This is a genomic window from Rhodoferax sp. (genome assembly GCF_028714215.1).
Classification (GTDB): Bacteria; Pseudomonadota; Gammaproteobacteria; order Burkholderiales; family Burkholderiaceae_C; genus Rhodoferax.
Window position 1 is genome coordinate 1 of record NZ_JAQTMS010000079.1, and the last position, 18,327, is coordinate 18,327.

The 18,327-nt window shown below is 61.8% G+C and carries 19 protein-coding genes; 7 read left to right on the forward strand and 12 right to left on the reverse strand.

Annotated features, from left to right (window positions below):
• Positions 1-276: 276 nt before the first annotated feature.
• A complete protein-coding gene (locus tag PHS32_RS22875) occupies positions 277-804 on the reverse strand; it encodes a hypothetical protein (RefSeq protein WP_301081759.1) in 528 nt (175 codons plus the stop codon).
• Between the two features lie 129 nt (positions 805-933).
• On the opposite strand from PHS32_RS22875, the gene xdhC reads away from it, so the two are divergent.
• The gene (gene xdhC, locus PHS32_RS22880) at positions 934-1,743 is read left to right on the forward strand and encodes a xanthine dehydrogenase accessory protein XdhC (RefSeq protein ID WP_301081760.1); all 810 of its coding nucleotides are present in this window, start codon (positions 934-936) and stop codon (positions 1,741-1,743) included.
• A 35-nt stretch (positions 1,744-1,778) separates the two neighbouring features.
• Here xdhC and cydX read toward each other — a convergent pair whose 3' ends face one another.
• Genes cydX through cydP form a run of 4 tightly spaced genes read right to left on the reverse strand, consistent with a single transcriptional unit; the run spans position 1,779 to position 4,868 of the window.
• A complete protein-coding gene (gene cydX, locus PHS32_RS22885) occupies positions 1,779-1,898 on the reverse strand; it encodes a cytochrome bd-I oxidase subunit CydX (protein ID WP_301081761.1) in 120 nt (39 codons plus the stop codon).
• 60 nt (positions 1,899-1,958) lie between these two features.
• Positions 1,959-3,095 carry a cytochrome d ubiquinol oxidase subunit II gene (gene cydB / locus PHS32_RS22890; protein ID WP_301081779.1) on the reverse strand — a complete coding sequence of 379 codons (1,137 nt, stop codon included), beginning with the start codon at positions 3,093-3,095 and terminating at the stop codon, positions 1,959-1,961.
• Positions 3,088-4,680, reverse strand: coding sequence for a cytochrome ubiquinol oxidase subunit I (locus PHS32_RS22895; protein WP_301081762.1), 1,593 nt, complete (start codon positions 4,678-4,680; stop codon positions 3,088-3,090). The genes cydB and PHS32_RS22895 overlap by 8 nt, the downstream gene beginning before the upstream one ends.
• On the reverse strand, positions 4,677-4,868 hold the full coding sequence (gene cydP / locus PHS32_RS22900) for a cytochrome oxidase putative small subunit CydP (RefSeq protein ID WP_301081763.1): 192 nt from the start codon (positions 4,866-4,868) through the stop codon (positions 4,677-4,679). The genes PHS32_RS22895 and cydP overlap by 4 nt, the downstream gene beginning before the upstream one ends.
• Positions 4,869-5,157: 289 nt before the next feature.
• On the opposite strand from cydP, the gene PHS32_RS22905 reads away from it, so the two are divergent.
• Complete coding sequence (locus tag PHS32_RS22905) at positions 5,158-6,345, forward strand: radical SAM protein (RefSeq protein WP_301081764.1); 1,188 nt, start codon at positions 5,158-5,160, stop codon at positions 6,343-6,345.
• Here PHS32_RS22905 and PHS32_RS22910 read toward each other — a convergent pair.
• A complete protein-coding gene (locus PHS32_RS22910; RefSeq protein ID WP_301081765.1) occupies positions 6,302-6,631 on the reverse strand; it encodes a ferritin family protein in 330 nt (109 codons plus the stop codon). The two genes, PHS32_RS22905 and PHS32_RS22910, sit on opposite strands and share 44 nt — an antisense overlap.
• 718 nt (positions 6,632-7,349) lie before the next feature.
• On the opposite strand from PHS32_RS22910, the gene PHS32_RS22915 reads away from it, so the two are divergent.
• Positions 7,350-7,982 carry a DUF1003 domain-containing protein gene (locus PHS32_RS22915; RefSeq protein ID WP_301081767.1) on the forward strand — a complete coding sequence of 211 codons (633 nt, stop codon included), beginning with the start codon at positions 7,350-7,352 and terminating at the stop codon, positions 7,980-7,982.
• A gap of 29 nt (positions 7,983-8,011) precedes the next feature.
• Here the strand turns inward: PHS32_RS22915 and PHS32_RS22920 are convergent, their stop codons facing one another.
• Positions 8,012-8,983 (reverse strand): tripartite tricarboxylate transporter substrate binding protein, encoded by a 972-nt coding sequence (locus tag PHS32_RS22920; protein ID WP_301081769.1) that lies wholly within the window; start codon positions 8,981-8,983, stop codon positions 8,012-8,014.
• Between the two features lie 19 nt (positions 8,984-9,002).
• The gene (locus tag PHS32_RS22925) at positions 9,003-10,073 is read right to left on the reverse strand and encodes a CDP-6-deoxy-delta-3,4-glucoseen reductase (RefSeq protein WP_301081770.1); all 1,071 of its coding nucleotides are present in this window, start codon (positions 10,071-10,073) and stop codon (positions 9,003-9,005) included.
• Positions 10,074-10,156: 83 nt separating this feature from the next.
• On the opposite strand from PHS32_RS22925, the gene PHS32_RS22930 reads away from it, so the two are divergent.
• The 3 genes from PHS32_RS22930 (at position 10,157) to PHS32_RS22940 (ending at position 14,277) form a co-directional block, all read left to right on the forward strand.
• Positions 10,157-11,101, forward strand: a complete 945-nt coding sequence (locus PHS32_RS22930) for an NAD-dependent epimerase/dehydratase family protein (RefSeq protein ID WP_301081780.1) — start codon at positions 10,157-10,159, stop codon at positions 11,099-11,101.
• Positions 11,102-11,154: 53 nt separating this feature from the next.
• A complete protein-coding gene (gene ppdK, locus PHS32_RS22935; protein ID WP_301081772.1) occupies positions 11,155-13,950 on the forward strand; it encodes a pyruvate, phosphate dikinase in 2,796 nt (931 codons plus the stop codon).
• Between the two features lie 144 nt (positions 13,951-14,094).
• Positions 14,095-14,277: a hypothetical protein gene (locus PHS32_RS22940; protein ID WP_301081773.1), complete on the forward strand. Its 183-nt coding sequence runs from the start codon at positions 14,095-14,097 to the stop codon at positions 14,275-14,277.
• Here PHS32_RS22940 and PHS32_RS22945 read toward each other — a convergent pair.
• The 3 genes from PHS32_RS22945 to PHS32_RS22955 are packed head-to-tail and all read right to left on the reverse strand — an operon-like array spanning position 14,264 to position 16,541.
• The gene (locus tag PHS32_RS22945) at positions 14,264-15,235 is read right to left on the reverse strand and encodes a threo-3-hydroxy-L-aspartate ammonia-lyase (protein ID WP_301081774.1); all 972 of its coding nucleotides are present in this window, start codon (positions 15,233-15,235) and stop codon (positions 14,264-14,266) included. The two genes, PHS32_RS22940 and PHS32_RS22945, sit on opposite strands and share 14 nt — an antisense overlap.
• A gap of 3 nt (positions 15,236-15,238) precedes the next feature.
• A complete protein-coding gene (locus PHS32_RS22950) occupies positions 15,239-15,529 on the reverse strand; it encodes a DUF1330 domain-containing protein (RefSeq protein WP_301081775.1) in 291 nt (96 codons plus the stop codon).
• A gap of 37 nt (positions 15,530-15,566) precedes the next feature.
• The gene (locus PHS32_RS22955; protein ID WP_301081776.1) at positions 15,567-16,541 is read right to left on the reverse strand and encodes a hypothetical protein; all 975 of its coding nucleotides are present in this window, start codon (positions 16,539-16,541) and stop codon (positions 15,567-15,569) included.
• An 88-nt stretch (positions 16,542-16,629) separates the two neighbouring features.
• Here PHS32_RS22955 and PHS32_RS22960 point away from each other — a divergent pair, with 88 nt between their 5' ends.
• Positions 16,630-16,875, forward strand: coding sequence for a hypothetical protein (locus PHS32_RS22960; protein ID WP_301081777.1), 246 nt, complete (start codon positions 16,630-16,632; stop codon positions 16,873-16,875).
• 47 nt (positions 16,876-16,922) lie between these two features.
• Here the strand turns inward: PHS32_RS22960 and PHS32_RS22965 are convergent.
• On the reverse strand, positions 16,923-18,327 hold a 1,405-nt coding region (locus PHS32_RS22965; RefSeq protein ID WP_301081778.1), incomplete at its 5' end, for an HD domain-containing phosphohydrolase.

Here is an 18,327-nt window from a genome sequence, read left to right on the forward strand (position 1 = left end):
CAAAATCACCGCCAAGCTCGCCAAACAGCACCACCAAGCAGTCTCGGCGTAGTGGAGACCTTTGTCCTCGCGCTCAAGCAAATCAACAACTTGCCAGCGGTTCACTTGGTCGGTTGAGAAAGATGGGTTAAAGGCTGAAGTTCGTTAACCGACCTGCGATCGGCGAAGAATTGCGCAGCGCATCGGCGGCCGGCACGCAGGTGGCGTGGTAGCGCAGGGCGGGCGAGACAGTGGCCTTGCCGGAGCCGAATTTTCTGCGGTCGGTCCCGCAATTGCTTACAGTTGACCTTCCGTCAGCGTGTCGAGCTGGAAGCGGCCGCTTTTGTGCCACAGCCAGGTGTCGGTATAGGTCACCCGGCCCAGCCGCACCGGCGCCGGGAAGGGCGCGGCCTGGCGTACCGTTCGCTCGATCTCGGCAACGACTTCCGGGGCCTGGCTGGGGGCCCGCATCCAGTGGGTGGCGGTGACGCGGCCCTGGCCATCGACCTCCACTTGCAGCACGCCAATGGCATACAGCAGGGGCGGCATCTTGCCTTTGAAAATCCGGTGTGCGTTTTGCCCGTACAGGTGACTGGCGGCGTCGCGGCGGTAGTCGCGCGGACTGGTGGCGTTGGAGATATTCGCCATGGCGGGGGCTGGGCTGGGTAGTTTGCTAACGGGCGGCGCCGGCGTGGCGGCCGGCGGCGGGGCGGGCAGAGGCGGCGGAGTCGGTGCCGGCCGGCTGGCGCAGCCGGCCATGAAGGCGACAACGCCGGTGGCGCCGGCTGCCAGCAGCGCATAGCCGAGCTTGGTGAGGGGGTTCATCGGGTCTCCTGAACATACAAATTGTTTTTGCTTGACGATCTGCAGTGTCGCTCACAATGCAGGAGCATACTTTGCCCGAAAAAGCGGGATTTTGGGCGTCATTTCGGTTTCAAAAGGTAATGGTTGCGGATGATCAGAGACACATTTTTTTCACGTCTGAAAGCCGAAAACGCTTGTCTGATCACGCTACATGCCAGCCGGGGCTCGGTGCCGCGCGAAAAAGGAGCCTGGATGGCCGTTTTCAGCCAGGGCGCGGTCGGCACGGTGGGTGGCGGCCAACTGGAGCTTCAGGCCCTGGCCGAGGCGCGCCGGCGTCTGGCAGGCGAGCCGGGCGAGCCGGGCGAGCCGTTGCTGCGTTATGCCCTAGGCCCGGCCCTGGGCCAATGCTGTGGTGGCGAGGTGCAGCTTTGTTTTGAACTGGTGGCTGCGGCCGACATGGCCGCACTGCGGCGCCGCTTGACGGCCACCTATGTGCCGGTGGCCCTGTTCGGCGGCGGCCATGTCGGTCATGCGCTGGTGCGGGTGCTGGCGTCGTTGCCGCTGCAGGTGAGCTGGATTGACAGCCGCGATGAGATCTTTCCGGTCGACCTCCCGGCCAATGTCGGCTGCGAGTTTTCCGACCCGGTGCAGGCGGCGGTCGGCTCCCTGGCCAGCGGTTCGCGCGTCCTCATCATGAGCTTCAGCCACGCCGAAGATCTGGACATCGTGGCGGCTTGTCTACTGCGCCAGCGTTTGCAGGCGGACCTGCCCTATGTCGGGCTGATCGGCAGCCGGACCAAATGGGCGACCTTCCGGCGCCGCCTTGAGGCGCAGGGCTTTACGCCGCAGGAACTGGCGCATGTCACCTGTCCGATCGGCGTTGCCGGGATCAGCGGCAAGCAACCCGAGGTGATCGCCGTCGCGGTTGCGGCGCAAATATTACAGACTTTGCCGGGCTGAGTTTTGTGCTGCTGGACGTTGCCGTCCGCGGTCGGCTATGGCGGTCCAGGGTCACGCGTTTGTGCGCGCGCCGCTTCGTTTTCGCCCCACATGGCGTTCAGGATGGCCAGCAGCACGGCGAAGCTAACGCCCAGCATCCAGGCAAAGTACCACATGCTTTTGTCCTTTCCACAGCGCTCAGGCTGCATTGTTGGTGCCGTCTGAAAGAGCTGGCGTCAATAAGCGCCATGCTCGTTTTCCTTCACGTAAGCGGCCGTCACCTTGCCGCGCATCACGCGGTAAGCCCAGGAGGTGTAGAACAGAATCAGCGGCATGAAGATCAGCGTGACCCAGAACATGATGCCCAGCGTCAGATGGCTTGACACGCTGTCCCACACCGTCAGGCTGGCCGCCGGCAGGGAGCTCGAAGGCATGATGAAGGGGAACATGGAGGCGCCGGCGGTACCGATGACGCCCAGCAAAGCCAGCGACGAGCAGACAAAAGCGCTCAGCGTGCGGTCGGTTCGCAGCAGCAGAACCGCCAGCAGCGGGCCCAGCACGCCCAGTGCCGGCAACAGCCACAACCAGGGTTGCCGGCCGTAGTTGGCCATCCAGGCGCCGACTTCACGCACCACCGTTTTGCTCATCGGGTCGACCAGCGCACCCGGGTCGATGACCGAGCTGATGCGGTAGCCGGCCAGGGATTGCAGCCAGACACCGGCGCCGACGAAGGCCAGCACCGTGACCAGGGCCGCGGCCATGGCGGCATTGACGGCACGGGTCTGGATCAACCCCTGGCTGCGGTGCGCCAGGTAGACGGCGCCGTGCAAGGTGATCATGGCGCTGCTGACGACGCCGGCCAGCAGGGCGAACGGATTGAGCAACTGCCAGAAGCTGCCGCTGTAGCTGGAGACCAGGTAGTTGTCGAACTGGAACGGCACGCCTTGCAGCAGGTTGCCGAAGGCCACGCCGAAGATCAGCGGTGGCACCGCACCACCCACAAACAGGCCCCAGTCCCAGGCGCTGCGCCAGCGGGAATCCTGCACCTTGCTGCGGTAGTCAAAGCCGACCGGGCGCAGGAACAGCGCTCCCAGCACCACCAGCATGGCCCAGTAAAAGCCGCTGAACGCTGCTGCGTAGACCAGCGGCCAGGCCGCGAACAGGGCGCCGCCGCCGGTGATGAACCAGACCTGGTTGCCCTCCCAGTGCGGGCCTACCGTGTTGAGCACGACACGGCGTTCCAGGTCGTTGCGGCCGACAAAAGGCAGCAGCGTGCCGACACCCATGTCGTGGCCGTCCATGACGGCAAAGCCCACCAGCAGCACGCCCACCAGCAGCCACCAGATGATCTTGAGGGTTGCGTAATCAAGCATCATGTTCCCCTTGGGCCGGCGTCGGCCTGGCGTGATGAACGGCTTCGTTGTGGTAGCGCCCGCTGCCCAGGCTGGCGGGACCGAGGCGCGCGTACTTGACCATCAAGAACATCTCCAGCACCAGCAGCACGGTGTAGAAGCCGACGAAGCCGGCCAGCGAACCGTACAAGCTGTTGACGCTCAGCGTGGAGACGCTCAGGTGCGTCGGCAGCACGCCGTAAATGGTCCACGGTTGGCGCCCGTATTCGGCGACAAACCAACCCAGCTCGCAGGCAATCCAGGGTGCCGGCAGCATCCACAGCGCCCATTTGAGCAGCCAGGGCTTTTGCATGTTGGCGGATTTGATCGTGCTCCAGAAGGCCAGGGCGAACAGTGCCAGCATGGCAAAGGCCAGGCCCACCATGATGCGAAAACTCCAGAACATGGGCGTCACGCGCGGCACCGTGTCGTTCACCGCGCGCGCTATCATCTCGGGTGTGGCCTGCTGCACGTCGACTACGTACTTTTTGAGCAGCAGACCAAAACCCAGATCCGCCTTGTGCTGCTCGAACACTTGTCTGGCGCTTGCATCGTCACGCTTGGCGCGCAGCGCCTCCAGCGCGCCCACGGCGACCATGCCGCGCAGAATGCGTTCGCGGTTTTTTGCCTTGATGTCGTGGATACCGGGGATCTGCTTGCTGACGGAGCGCGTTCCGATCAAGCCCATGAGCCAGGGAATCTCGATCTCCCAGTCGTTCTTTTGCGCTGCTTCGTTGATGCCGGCCACCATGGTCAGCCCCGCCGGCGCTGGCTTGGTCTCCCACATCGCCTCTATCGCCGCCATCTTGGTTTGCTGGGATTCACCCACCGTGTAGCCGGATTCGTCGCCCAGCACGATCACGCTCAGGGCGGACGCCAGGCCGAAGGCGGCGGCGACGCGAAAACTGCGCTTGGCAAACTCGATGTCGCGTTTTTTCAGCAGGTACCAGCTGGAGATGGCCAGCACAAACATGGCGCCGGTCACATAGCCCGCCGACACCGTGTGCACAAACTTGGCCTGGGCGTCGGGGTTGAACACGACGGCCCAGAAATTGACCATTTCCATGCGCATGGTCTGGTAGTTGAACTCGGCCCCCACCGGGTTTTGCATCCAGCCGTTGGCAATCAGAATCCACAGCGCGCTAAGGTTGGCGCCGATGGCCATCAGCACCGTCACCATCACGTGCTGCGTCCTCGACAGGCGGTCCCAGCCGAAGAAGAACAGGCCGATCATGGTCGATTCGAGAAAGAAGGCCATCATGCCCTCGATCGCCAGTGGCGCACCGAAGATGTCGCCCACGTAATGCGAGTAGTAAGCCCAGTTGGTGCCGAACTGAAACTCCATCGTGATGCCGGTCGTCACCCCCAGCGCAAAGTTGATGCCGAACAGCTTGCCCCAGAAGCGCGTCATGTCTTTCCAGACCACGTTGCCAGTCATCACATAAACGCTTTCCATGATGACCAACAGCCAGACCATGCCAAGGGTCAGGGGCACAAACAGAAAATGGTAGAGGGCGGTGACGGCAAACTGCAGTCGTGACAGATCCACCAGTTGTTCAGAGATCAAGGTGTTGCTCCTTTCGCCGCCGTGGGTACCGCTTGCAGGAGTTGCGTGGCCACGCTGTCGGCATCGACCGTCACGCGATGTCCCCGAACAAAACCCAGCCACAGTACCAGCAGCACGGCGAATTTGAGTACCAGTACCAGCGCCAGCTTCCTGACCAGGGGTTTGTCCATCGGGTTCACAGCGCGCATCCTACTCCGTCATCATGACATTGCAAATACACCTGGTTTTTCACCGGCGCGGACGGTTCGTGCGGCACCGAATCCCCGGGACGGCCTCCCGCACCGCACGCGCCGTCCCGATCAGGTCAAACAAACCGCATTTGGTGACCGAGGGAGACGTCAATTGGGCCTGGCCTGTGCCTGTTTTGCCGGCGCAGCGCTTATGATCGGCGCCCGCGATCAACGACCGTAAGCCCTGCTGGCAGACTTTCGTCAGACCGATCGCCTTACCTTTCTTGCCGCCCGGAACGCGACCATCATGCAAACCGAGTCACCGATTCACTTCTTCCCCGCCACCGCGCCAGCGCCAGTCCCGCCGTCGGACCCCGACCCCATTGTGGGTGGCCGGGTCGAGCTGCAATTGCTCACCACGCTCAAGTGCAACCTGAAATGCAGCTACTGTTCCTTGGGGGTGGGCGAGGTGCTGGGCTCGCAGATTCATGTCGAGTACGATGTGGAGCAACTGACGGCCTTCATCGACAAACACTTGGCGGGCAAGGAAGTCTATGTCACCTTCTACGGCGGTGAGCCGACGCTGAACAAGCCCCTGTTGCTGGAGGTGATGCAGCGTTTCCCGCGCTTTCGCTTTCAACTGCAGACCAACGCCACGCTGATCGACCATCTGCCCGACTGGGCGCTGGGCCGACTGTCCAATGTGCTGGCTTCGATCGACGGCGGAGAAGCCACCACCGACGCTTACCGGGGACGCGGCATTTACCGCCAGGTGATCAAAAATCTGAAAGAGGTACGCGAAAAAATCGGCGGCTCGGTGACGGCCCGCGTTACCTGGGGCAACCCCGATACCTGTTTTGAGGAACTCGACCAACTGGTCGGCGACGGCATGCCGTTTGATTACCTGTACTGGCAGTTCGTCGCCGACGAAATGTACGCCGGCGACTCGGTCGTCAAGCGCCAGGCGGTGCTGGTCCGGTTGATCGACAAGTTCTTCTCCCGCAGCGACCGCTTGTACCCGCTGATTCCGCTGATGGGCATGCTGCGCAACAAGCTCTTTCCCACCCGTGCGCAGGAGCTGTATGCGGGTCGCGCCCAATGCCGGGTGTCCAGCCACTTGCTCAATGTGATGCCCAGCGGCGAGATCTACCCCTGCCCGGACATGCTGTATGCCCCCGACATGAAGATGGGCGATGTGAAGGGCAACTGGCTGCGCCAAAGTCCCCTGCAGCTCAGCCCGGCGATGCCGTGCCAGGGTTGCGAGGCCTATTCCTGGTGCCGCGGCAATTGCATGAAGAACCTGCACATCGGCTACGTCAAGCAGGATGAACGCTACCGCCGCAACGTGGTGGAGCCCATTTGCGAGCTGATTCGTTTCATGGGACGTGAGATCGACAAGCACCAGCCGCAGGCCTGGTTTGAACAGGCCGCGCTGCCGGTGCGCAAGCAGATCATGGACTGCGAAGTTTATGAATATGTGGAAATAATGCCCTGATTTTTTCCTCCACTTCCCCGGCACCCTTGGCATAGAGTGTTTCTTCTTCCGGGGCCAGCTCGCGCAGCAATCGCAGAAACTCTCCGGCGTGCACCAGTTCCTCGTTGGCGATGTCCTTGAGCACTGCCACGGCCAGCGGGTTGTCGGTGGACTCGGCAAGCTGTGTGTACATCTGGGTTGCTTCGTACTCCGCGGCCACCAGGAAACGAATGGCCCTGACAAGCTCCTCGGCGCTGAGCTTGCTGCTGTGTGCCAACCCTGAAAAAGGTGATCCAAACTCCGGCATGACGGGCTCCTTGGTTACGGTATTGCGGGTCGCGGTCAAAAGGTCTTGAACCAACCGGTCCCGCGACGGAGTTGACCCTCAAGCTCTTCTTTGCACGCGAAGGGTGCCACGTTACGAGGCGGGCTCGCATCCGTCTGTTCGGTAAACCACGCAGCTATGGATCTTTCCCGAAATGATTCCATGCCAAACCTCGTTCAACTTACCGGGCGGATCAGGCTGCTGGGGCACTCAGCTCCGCAGCTGTCCCCCGACCTTCGGACTCCTCCTTTATGCCGCTGCGCTGAGTGCCCCGCCAGCCTGATCTTCTAGCAGAGTTGGTGTGCAGCCTGCGCAAACCACCAACGCTCGCCGCCGAGGGCGCTGTAGTGGGTGGCGCAGCGTGGACTTGGGGTTTTGCCAAATAAAGGAGGAGCCCAGAGGGCGGGGGACATTCGCGGAGCCACCCACTGCGGCGCCCTCGGGCCACAGACGTTTGAGCCTCAGTTCTTGACTTGCGAAAACCATCTGCATCAGGCAGACCTGACTGGAACAGCGTCGTGAATTTCGGAACAGTACGCGGTGAAATTTCGTTGCTCTGTTCGCCCCCGCACGGAAATCTGCGTGGCATGTGGTTAGTCTGCCAACATGGCGTGTTCTGCCATTCAAGTGCCGTCGGCTGGTCAGTGGCGGTCCTGGACCCAGCCGCATCACGTCATTTTTACTTCAAGGATTCCGAACGATGACACACAATCGACAGTCGGCATCGAAAGCCCCGGCCGCCGGCACGCCGGTGCCGTCGGAGAGTGACCAGATCAGTCAAAACATCAACGCCGTGTTGAATTTCTACACACGTGAAGAAGAAAAAATAAGCTACTGGCAGCGCGTGCTGGAACGCATCAGTTGCCTGATCGGGCAACCGGCGTTTCTGGGCTTCATCTTGTTGTTCGTGGCGCTCTGGATGCTTGCTGACACGGCCCTGCGTCTGGCCGGCCGGGTTGAATTTGACCCGGCCCCATTTTTCTGGCTGCAAGGCCTGGTCGGGCTGGGAGCATTGCTCACCACCACCGTGGTTTTGACCAAGCAAAACCGGCTGGCCAAGCTGGAGGAGCAAAGAGCCCATCTGGACCTCAAGGTCACATTGTTGACCGAGCAAAAGGCCGCCAAGCTGATTGACTTGCTGGAAGAGTTGAGACGTGATCTACCGAACGTCAAGAATCGCCACGACCCCGAGGCCGCGGCGCTGCAACAGTCGATGAACCCGGATCTGGTGCTGGCCGCGCTGGACGAACGAGGTGAGCTTGACGAGGCCGCCAAGACTGCCGCCGCGGCCAAGGCAGAGGAAGCCGGTGCGGTGGGAACTGAGGCTGCCTGACGGCGTCGGTGGCCTGGCTCAGCCGGACCCTAATCCACCCGGGCGCCCGACGCCTTCACCAGTTTTTCGTATTTGGCGCGCTCCGTCTTCATCAGCGTGCCAAATTCTTCGGGGGTCGTGGGCACCGGTTCCGCCAGCAGGATGGCAAAGCGGGCTTTGGTCTCAGGCGCATGGAGTGCCGCCACGAACGCCTGGTTCAGTCGGGCCAGCACGTCTTTGGGTGTCGCCGCCGGCGCCACCAGACCCCACCAGGTGTCGATGGCAAAGCCTTTGAGGGTGTCGGCCACCGGCGGTACGCCGGGCAGGGCGCTGGAGCGCGTCAGGGTCGTCACGGCCAGCGCCTTGAGCTTGCCGGAGCGGATGTTGGGGGCGGCGGTGGCCAGGTTGTCGAAGTTGAAATCGACCTGGCCGCCCAGCAGTGCCAGTTGCGCCGGGTTGCCGCCGTTGTAGGGAATATGCACGGCAAAGATGCCGGCATCGCGCTTGAACATCTCGCCGGCCAGATGACCGGCGCTGCCGTTGCCGCCGCTGCCGTAGTTGAGCTTGCCCGGGTTGGCCTTGGCATAGGCGATCAGGTCCGCCAAGGTGTTGATGTTCAGGCGCTGCGCCACCTCGGCGTTCATCACCAGCACGTTGGGTACCCGCACCATCTGGGTGATGGGAGCAAAGTCGGTCGCCGCGTTGTACGGCATCTTGCTGTAAAGCCAGGGGTTGACGGCATGGGTGGCGGTGGCGGCAATGCCGATCGTCAGGCCATCCGGTGCCGCCTTGGCCACCGCGTCGGCGCCGATATTGCCGCCGGCGCCGGGACGGTTTTCGATGATGACAGTCCCCAGCGTGTCCCTGACGCGCTCCGCCAAGGCGCGCGCCGTGACGTCCAGCGGGCCGCCGGCTGCGTAGGGCACGATCAGGCGAATCGGTTTGTTTTGCGCTTGCGCCACAGGCGCGACGACAGAGGTGATGAAGGTCAGGGCGGAGAGGATCAGTGTTTTGTAGTTCATGAGCGTATTTTGGCTGATTTCAGGCTGCCAGCGCGTCGCGCGCCTTGTCGGCTTCGGAGGTAAAGGCGTCGGCAAAGAATTCGTCTTGCGGCAAACCGGCGCGCAAGAAATCGCTGCGGGCCGCCTCCACCACGATGGGCGCACCGCAGGCGTAGACCTGGTAGCCGCTGAGGTCGGGCAGATCCTGCAGCACGGCCAGGTGCACAAAGCCGCCGTGACCATTCCAGTGGTCCTCGGGCAGCGCGTCGGAGACCACCGGCACGTAGCGCAGATTGGGCATCTCAGCCAGCCTGGCCTTGACCCAGTCGTCCAGGTACAAATCCTGTGGGCGCCGGCCGCCCCAGTACAGGGTGACGGCGCGCCCTATGCCCTTGAGCTGCATGTGTTCCAGCAGCGCCTTGATCGGCGCAAAGCCGGTGCCCGCGGCCAGCAGCACGATCGGTTTGCTGCTGTCTTCGCGCAAGAAGAAACTGCCGTAAGGCCCTTCGACGCGCAGGATTTCCTTCTCCTTCATGGTGCCGAACACCTGGTCGGTAAATTGACCGCCCGGCAGGTGGCGCAGGTGAAACTCCAGCGTACCGCCGGCGGCCGGCGTAGGGGTTGCGTTGGCCATCGAGTAGCTGCGCCGCACGCCGCCGGGCAGCAGGAATTCCACGTACTGGCCGGCGTGGTAGCCAAAGCTTTCGGTGGCCGGAAGCTGTAGTTTGAGCAGCATCACATCGGGCGACTTTTTCTCCAGCAGGCTGACACGGGTGGGGAATTTCCTGACCGGGAAGGCGCCCGCCTGCGTCACCTGGCGCGACTCCAGCACCACGTCGCTGTGGGCCACGCCGCAGCAGGTCAGCACAAAGCCCTGGGCTTCTTCTTCCTCGCTCAAGGCCTTGCTCTGGTGCGCCCCGTGCACCACGCTGCCGGAGAGCTTTTTGCACTTGCAGGAGCCGCAGGCGCCGTCCTTGCAACCGTAAGGCATGCCAACGCCCTGGCGAATGGCTGCCGCCAGCATGGTTTCACCGGCGCCGGCCATGAAGGCACGGTCGCTGGGCTTGACGGTGATGCGGAACTCTGGCGTGCCGGTTGCGCTGCTGCTCATCTTTTCTGTATCCTTGGGCGGAGTAGTATTTGGCATATTTTGCCAGTCCGATTTTGCCTTCAAACCAAAGCCCCCACGCCAGTCTGTACGCGACCCGTCCCGGTGCCTTGCCGGCCCGGTTTCGCCGCACCCGCGTCCTGCTGGTCGGCTGTGGCGATGTCGGTTTGCGCGTGGCGCAGGCGCTGCCGGCTGGCTTGCGCCTGCTGGCGCTGACCTCCAGCGCCGAGCGAATAGAGGAGTTGCGCGAGCGTGGCATCACGCCTTTGCTGGGCGATCTGGACGACGGCCGGTCGCTGCGCCGGCTCTCCGGCTTGTGCTCCCGTGTGATTCACCTGGCGCCGCCGCCGGATGAGGGTTGGCGTGATACGCGCACCCTGGCCCTGACCCGCGCCTTGCGTCTGCGCAGCCTGCCGCAGGCTCTTGTGTATGGCTCCACCAGTGGTGTCTACGGCGACTGCCGCGGCGACCTGGTCAATGAAACACGAGCGCCGCGCGCCGACACGCCAAGGGCCAGGCGGCGCGTGAATGCGGAGGATGCGATCCGCTTCCTGGGCCGTGCCAGGCAGGTGCGCGGCACCATCCTGCGCATTCCGGGCATCTACGCCACCGACCGCGAAGGCGGCACGCCGCGAGCGCGCTTGCTCAAGGGCACGCCGCTGCTGGAGGCGCGTGATGACGTCTACACCAACCATATTCAGGCCGACGATCTGGCGCGTGCCTGCATCGCCGCCTTGTGGCGCGGCAAGCCGCAACGCGTCTACAACGTGAATGACGACAGCGGTCTGAAGATGGGAGACTACTTCGATCTGGCGGCCGATTTGTACCATTTGCCGCGTCCGCCGCGCGTGCCCAGAAGCCTGGCCAAGGACCAGTTGCCCCTGCTGCTGCTGAGCTTCATGAGCGAGTCACGCCGCATGGACAACACACGCCTGAAGCGTGAACTGCGCTTGCGGCTGCGCTATCCCACGGTTGCCACCGGTTTGCTGGCGCCACTGCCTAAAAATTCAGCATCGGCGGGGCAAGCATAATTGGTTTGAATCGCAAATCGGCAAGTCATTCAACATTTTGAAATGGAAGCATCATGGCCAACAGCAAGAAGTATGTTTATGCGTTTGAAGAGGGCGATGGAAAAAACAAAATGCTGTTGGGCGGCAAAGGGGCCAATCTGTGCGAGATGACGCAGATCGGCTTGAACGTGCCGCCGGGCTTTACCGCCACCACCGATGCCTGTCTTGCCTATCTGGAAAAGAACCAGTTGCCGGACGGCTTGATGGACGAAATCCGGGTCCATATGGCGGCACTGGAAAAGAAAACCGGCAAAGGCTTCGGCGATGGCCAGAACCCCTTGCTGATCTCCGTGCGCTCGGGCTCCGCCATGTCGATGCCCGGCATGATGGACACCATTCTGAATCTGGGACTCAATGAAGCCTCGCTGCAGGGCTTGATCAAGCAAACCGGCAACGAGCGTTTTGCGTATGACGCCTACCGCCGCTTCATCCAGCTCTTTGGCAAGATTGCGCTCAACATCGGCGATGAACATTTCGACGAGCGCATGGCGGCCATCAAGCGCAAGTACGGCGCGCCCCTGGATGTCGATCTGCGCGCTGAACATCTGAAGGAACTGGCGGGCGACTTTCTGGCCATCGTCGAGCACCACACCGGCAAGCCCTTTCCCCAAAGCCCTTTCGAGCAACTGGAAATTTCGGTCGGGGCGGTGTTTCGCTCCTGGATGGGCAAGCGTGCCGTCGACTACCGCAAGCAGTTCCGCATTACCAAGGAGCAGGCCAATGGCACGGCGGTCAATATCTGCACCATGGTGTTCGGCAACATGGGCAATGATTCCGGCACCGGCGTCGGTTTCACGCGCAACCCCGGTACCGGCGAGAACCTGATCTACGGCGAGTACCTGGTCAACGCCCAGGGCGAGGACGTGGTGGCCGGCATTCGCACGCCCAAGGCGATTGCCGAGATGGAACAGGAGATGCCGGAGATTCACCGCCAGTTGATGACTTTGCACAACCGGCTGGAGTCGCATTACCACGAGGTGCAGGATTTCGAATTCACGATTGAGAAAGGCGTGCTCTACTGCCTGCAAACCCGCAACGGCAAAATGAATGCGCGCGCCATGGTGCGCACCTCGGTGGAAATGTTTCGCGAGGGGCTGATTTCCAGGGAGCGTGCCCTGTTGCGCACCGAACCGGCGATGCTGGAGCAGTTGCTGGTGCCGCAACTGGCGCCCAATTTTCACGGCAAGTCGCTGGCCCAAGGTCTGGCGGCTTCCCCCGGCGCCGCATCCGGAAAAATCGTGTTCGATGCCGATACCGCCGAAGTGCGCGGCCGCGCCGGCGAAAAAATCATCCTGGTGCGCGAGGAAACCAAGCCGGAAGACATCCACGGCTTTTTCCAGGCGCAGGGTATTTTGACCAGCCGTGGCGGCAAGACCTCGCACGCTGCGGTGGTGGCGCGCGGCATGGGCAAACCCTGCGTTTCGGGCTGCGAGCAGATCGTCATCAACGATATGCTGCGCAGTGCCAGGATCGGCGATACCACTTTGCAGGAGGGTGATGTCATCACCATCGACGGCGGCACCGGCCACGTCTATGCCGGTGAAGTGCCCACCGTGGAGGCGGAGTTCTCGCAGGAAATGGAAACGCTGCTGGGCTGGGCCGACGCGGTGGCACAACTCAAGGTGATGGGCAATGCCGACACGCCGGAAGATGCCCGCCGGGCGCGCGAATTTGGCGCCATGGGCATAGGCCTGTGCCGCACCGAGCGCATGTTCAACAGCACCGACCGCTTGCCCATCGTGCAGGAAATGATTCTGGCCGAAACGCTGGAAGACCGGCAGTCGGCGCTGGACCGCCTGCTGCCGATCCAGCGCTCCGACTTCACCGGCATCTTCAAGGCCATGAAGGGCTTGCCGGTGACGGTGCGCCTGCTCGATCCGCCGATGCACGAGTTCTTGCCGACGGCGGCGCAGCTGGAACTGGAAATCGCCCACCTGCACCAGTTGCGCGACACCATCAAGGGCCTGGAAGAGCTGCCCGACACGCTCAAGCTGCTCAACCCCAAGCTGTACCAGCAGTATGCCGACGGCCTGACCAAATTGATGGGCAGCCTGCATACCTTCAAGGGCTCGCACCTGGAGGAAGATGTGATCGGCAAAAAGGAGCGGGTCCTGAAAAAAGTGCGCGCCTTGGCCGAAGTCAATCCGATGCTGGGCCATCGCGGCGTGCGCTTGGGCATTACCTACCCCGAGATCTACTCGATGCAGATCCGCGCCATCATGGAGGCGGCCGCCTTGTGCGCCAAGCAGGGTGTGGAAATTTATCCCGAGATCATGGTGCCGCAAGTGGCCACGGTGGAAGAGCTCAAGCGCATTCACAGCTATGTGCAGCGCATTCACAAGGAAGTCAGGGCCACCCACGGCATCGATGTGCAGTTCAAGTTCGGCTCCATGCTGGAGGTGGTGCGCGCCTGCGTGCGCTCCGGCCGCATGGCCGAAACCGCCGAGTTCTTCTCCTTCGGCACCAACGACCTGAGCCAGGCCACCTTCTCGTTCAGCCGGGAGGACGCGGAGAACAAGTTCCTGCCTTTCTACAACGAGACCGGCATTCTGGAAGACAACCCGTTCGAAGTGCTGGACATCAAGGGCGTCGGGCAGTTGATGAAGATGGCGGTGCAGCAGGGCCGCGCCACCAATCCGGACTTGAAAATAGGCATCTGCGGCGAACATGGCGGGCACCCCGGCTCCATCCATTTTTGCCATCACATCAAGCTCAACTACGTTTCCTGCTCCGGCCCGCGGGTGCCGATCGCGCGGCTGGCCGCAGCGCAGGCCAAGTTGCTGGAAGACCAGTACCGGGAACCGGTCTGAACGCCTGATTGTCGGGGCGGCTTGTCGCCGCTTTTTCGCGCTTCCTCGCGCTGTGCGGCATTCCGTCGCACAGCGCGTGCAATCCGAAAGCGGCGCGCCTACATTCTCTCCAACGGGCCACGGTGGCCTGACTTGGGAGAAATCATGAACTACCGCACAGGCCGCGCCATTCGCCTGATCGGCCTTGTGGTTGCGGTGTTGATCACGGCAACCCTGCAAGCTGCCATGCTGTCGGGCTTCGATAGCGTGGCGCATAACGCCACGCTGGAGCGCAGCATCCTGTGCGCCTCGGAGCCAGGCCCGGAGCAGGCCGTCAAGGTGCGCTAGCCGAAAGCAGGGCGCAGAAACGGTCCAGATCGACGTTGCCGCCGCTGATCAGCACGCCAACGCGCTGGCCGCGCAGATCGGTTTTCATGTTGCGCGCGGCGGCAAACCCCAGGCAACCAGTAGGCTCCACCACGATTTTCATGCGTTCCGCGAAGAAGCGCATGCACTCCACCAGTTGCGCATCCGTGACGGTGAGGATGTCGTCCACATCGCGCCGGATGATCGGGAAGGTCAGATTGCCCAGGTGCTGGGTTTGGGCCCCGTCGGCGATCGTCTTGGGCGTCTCGATATGGACGATGGCGCCGCTGCGGAACGACTGCTGTCCGTCGTTGCCGGCCTCCGGCTCGACGCCATAAAGCTTGCAGTGGGGCGCCAGGGCGCGGGTGGCCAGGGCCGAGCCCGAGAGCAGGCCGCCGCCGCCCAGGCAGACAAAGAAGGCGTCTAGCGGGCCTACCTCTTCAAACAACTCCTTGGCCGCGGTTCCCTGGCCGGCCATCACATCCGGGTGGTCGTACGGCGGAATCAGCGTCAGGCCGTGTTTTTGCGCCAGGTCGCGGCCGATCTGCTCGCGGTCATCCTTGTAGCGGTCGTACAGGACCACGTTGCCGCCATAGCCCCGGGTGGCGGCAATCTTGCTGGCCGGCGCGTCCTGCGGCATGACGATGGTGGCCGGAATACCCAGCAAGCTGGCCGACAGGGCAATGCCCTGGGCGTGGTTGCCGGACGAGAACGTCACCACCCCGGCGCGGCGCTGCCGGGCATCGAACCGGGACAGGGCGTTGAAGGCGCCGCGAAACTTGAAGGCGCCCATGCGCTGCAAGTTCTCGCACTTGAAGAACAGCTGGGCGCCCAACTCCTGGTTGATGGTGCGGGAGGTCATCACGGGGGTGCGATGCGCATGGCCCTGGATCCGCTGAGCGGCGGCGCAAACGTCGTCGTAAGTTGGCAAAGTGAGCATGAGTCAGATACCTTCCAGGATGATGACGGTGCGGTCGGCCGATTGCTTGCCAATTTTCAGGACCTCCTGGTATTCATCGGAATGGTAGAAAGTCTCGGCCTGCTGCGCCGACGGGAACCTGACCAGCACCATTCGGGTCGGTGCCCATAGTGCGTCCTCCTTGACCGACAGCTTGCCGCCGCGGGCCAGGTATTCGCCGCCGTGTTTTTCGACCAGCGGTTTGGCCTTGAGCTTGTAGAGTTCGTACAACTCCGGGTTGGTGAGCAGGGTATCAACCACGAGATAGGCAGCCATGTTTCTTTCCGGTTTGAAGGTTGCGAGCGCAACCAGGTTAGCAAAGCGTTTCCAGCGTCCATGCCACGAACTCCTCGGGCGACGCCAGTTCGGCAATTTTCTTCTTGTTGGTGGCATTGTCGAAGATCTGAAAGGTCGCCTGCCGGAAGACACCCGTGTGCAGGATGACGACCACGTAGCCCAGCAGCAGGGCCAGTCTATGGGCATCGCGCCAGTTGGAATATTCCTTCACCTTGGACTTCAGTTGCTGGGCCAGTTCCTGGGTCGGCGCATCGAGCGCCGGCTGCCTCCTCTTGGGGTGCTGCGCGACTTGGCGTTCCGGCTCCGCTGCCGGCAGCGGAGCGAGGTCCTGCTGACGCCGGGCATCACTATCTGAATCCTGCCGGGCCGCCGTGATCGAGTAGCCCCTTGATTCAAGCAGTGCCCTGGCCTGCGCCACTTGTTGCCCCTGCAAGAGGGCGGCCTGTTGCTGTTGCTGGGCCTGAAGTTCGGCCACCCGCTGCTTCAGGTAACAGGCTTTCGCCTGGGCCTCATTGCCGGCGGCCTGGGCAAACGATTTGGCCCAAAGTCCGGCCCGTCTTTGCTTGCTTTCGAATTCGGTCAAGGCGCTGGCCCACATCAGCTCCTCCGTTGGTTCAGCGGGCGCCGCCGGGGCGGCAACAACCAGGGCCGTCGAAGCTGGCGTGTCTGGCGGACCGGCTGCTTGCGAAGCAGCCTCAAGCGGTATTTCCCGGGTCTTGAAATAACCCCAGACCAGACCGGCAAGAAAGGAAAACAGGGGAAACACAAACACATTGAGCAGCGCCTTGGCGACCGCGCTGTTCAGGCTGTCGTGGTAAAAAAAATAGGCCGATGACAATACCGAGAAAAAGGAAACATAGGCGGCCCAGGCCATGCCATGGTCGACCACCGTCCTGGCTTGATGCGGGGCGCCCCAGATTCTGTATTTGATGAAGAGGCCAATCGCCATTCCGATGACCACGGAAAGTGTTGCCCCGACAAGTGCTTCCATATTCATCGTTTCTTGAGAATTCAACCTTGACCGCCTTGAATCTTAACCGTGCCACGCCAGGTGCAAATTCAACGCACAATCCAGACCCATGAACGAACTGAAGCAACTTGAAGCACTGGGCCTGGTTCTGCCTAGCCCGGCTTACATCCTGGGTGCCATCCTGTTCGGCATCATCGGCTACGTGGTGTTTCGGCGCGGCAGAAAATTACCGGACAGCATGCTCACCTGGAGCGGCGTCGCCTTGATGCTGTACCCGTACGCGATTTCCCAAACCTGGCTGCTGTGGCTGCTGGGCATCGCCCTGTGCGGCTGGGTCTACGCCCAGTGGAAATGAGAAGTTGACATCTCGCCGGGAGTGGGGTGAGGCAAGTGCCATTCCCCTCAAGGCGTTATTCCCGCGCTGCCAGAAAGACCTTCGAAACTGAAGGTATTTTCGGAAAAGAGCTTGAGACAAACATCCGCCACCGCCGGGTCATAAAACTTCCCACGGTTAGTCCTTAACTCGTTCAAAGCCGCTTCGACGCCCAATGCGGGCCGGTAAGGGCGGTGCGAAGATATCGCTTCCACCACGTCCGCCACCGCGATGATCTTGGCTTCCAGCAGGATTTTGTCGCCCTTCAGCCCGGCGGGATAGCCACTTCCGTCGATGCGTTCGTGGTGCTGCAGCACCGTTTGGGCAATGGGCCAAAGGAAATCCACGTTTTTCAAAATCTCGTAGCCCGACTCTGCGTGAGACTTGATCATTTCGTATTCAATTTTGGTGAGCTTGCCGGGTTTGCTCAGAATTTCTGCCGGAACATGTATCTTTCCAAGATCATGCACGATGCCTGCCAGCTGCAGCCCGTACACTTTTTGTTCCGGCAGTCCCATGGCGCGCCCAATGGCCACCGCGAGTCCGGCCACCCGCTGTTGATGACCGGTGGTGTAGGGGTCGCGCATTTCGACCATGTTGGCGACAGCCTTGATGGTTGACTCCATGCTTTCCTGCAAGCGCCCGACACTTTTTTCCTGGGCGACGTTGGTGCGCAAGGCAGTGATGCCATAGGACAGATCGTCCGCCAGTTCCGCGATCAGTTTCACCTCTTCAGTGTGAAAAGCGTCCGGATCGGAAGCATAGATTGTGAGCGCACCCAATTTCTCTATCTTGTGTCGCAGGGGCAGGGCGAGGACGGATCGGTAGCCGCGCTTCAATAACTCATCATGCCAAGGCGTCACCGTCGAATCGCCTGCGGAATATTGATAGATCTGGGGAGTCCCGGACCTGATGGCGTTACCCCAGGGACTGCGACCTTGATCGGTGTCGGCCCAGCTGAGTTGAATGCCATCCAGGCAGTCTTTTTCATACCCGTAATGCACCATTGGCTGCACGGTTTTTTCTTCGTCGTGCCGAGCGAAGCCGACCCAAGCGAACCGGTAGCCGCCCACTTCCACCAAGACGTGGCAAATTTCTTCCATCAGCGCGATTTCATTGGCCGCACGGACCAGCGCCAAATTGCAGCTCGAACGTGTCAGGAGCGCGCGGTTAACTGCCCTTAACTCGCGTTCGGCTACTTTAAGTTCCGTGACATCGTGTTCAACAAACGACACGCCGACAAGATATCCGCTCCCATTCCTGATGGGCGAGAGTGCCAGCGAAACGTCGATCAGGCCACCGTCTTTTCTAATCAAATGGGAGATCCCCCGGCTTTGCCGGGGTGGCAGTAGGAGTTTGACATATACGTAGGTGTCCATCGCAGAAACTACCAATCGTGAGCCGCCAAGCAAACGAAAGGAGAAACTGGATGGA

Bases quoted from the DNA above. Each gene is read 5' to 3' on its own strand.
- PHS32_RS22875 (WP_301081759.1), bottom strand. From the start codon at position 804: ATGAACCCCCTCACCAAGCTCGGCTATGCGCTGCTGGCAGCCGGCGCC.
- xdhC (WP_301081760.1), top strand. From the start codon at position 934: ATGATCAGAGACACATTTTTTTCACGTCTGAAAGCCGAAAACGCTTGT.
- cydX (WP_301081761.1), bottom strand. From the start codon at position 1,898: ATGTGGTACTTTGCCTGGATGCTGGGCGTTAGCTTCGCCGTGCTGCTG.
- cydB (WP_301081779.1), bottom strand. From the start codon at position 3,095: ATGCTTGATTACGCAACCCTCAAGATCATCTGGTGGCTGCTGGTGGGC.
- cydP (WP_301081763.1), bottom strand. From the start codon at position 4,868: ATGCGCGCTGTGAACCCGATGGACAAACCCCTGGTCAGGAAGCTGGCG.
- PHS32_RS22905 (WP_301081764.1), top strand. From the start codon at position 5,158: ATGCAAACCGAGTCACCGATTCACTTCTTCCCCGCCACCGCGCCAGCG.
- PHS32_RS22910 (WP_301081765.1), bottom strand. From the start codon at position 6,631: ATGCCGGAGTTTGGATCACCTTTTTCAGGGTTGGCACACAGCAGCAAG.
- PHS32_RS22915 (WP_301081767.1), top strand. From the start codon at position 7,350: ATGACACACAATCGACAGTCGGCATCGAAAGCCCCGGCCGCCGGCACG.
- PHS32_RS22920 (WP_301081769.1), bottom strand. From the start codon at position 8,983: ATGAACTACAAAACACTGATCCTCTCCGCCCTGACCTTCATCACCTCT.
- PHS32_RS22925 (WP_301081770.1), bottom strand. From the start codon at position 10,073: ATGAGCAGCAGCGCAACCGGCACGCCAGAGTTCCGCATCACCGTCAAG.
- ppdK (WP_301081772.1), top strand. From the start codon at position 11,155: ATGGCCAACAGCAAGAAGTATGTTTATGCGTTTGAAGAGGGCGATGGA.
- PHS32_RS22940 (WP_301081773.1), top strand. From the start codon at position 14,095: ATGAACTACCGCACAGGCCGCGCCATTCGCCTGATCGGCCTTGTGGTT.
- PHS32_RS22945 (WP_301081774.1), bottom strand. From the start codon at position 15,235: ATGCTCACTTTGCCAACTTACGACGACGTTTGCGCCGCCGCTCAGCGG.
- PHS32_RS22950 (WP_301081775.1), bottom strand. From the start codon at position 15,529: ATGGCTGCCTATCTCGTGGTTGATACCCTGCTCACCAACCCGGAGTTG.
- PHS32_RS22955 (WP_301081776.1), bottom strand. From the start codon at position 16,541: ATGGAAGCACTTGTCGGGGCAACACTTTCCGTGGTCATCGGAATGGCG.
- PHS32_RS22960 (WP_301081777.1), top strand. From the start codon at position 16,630: ATGAACGAACTGAAGCAACTTGAAGCACTGGGCCTGGTTCTGCCTAGC.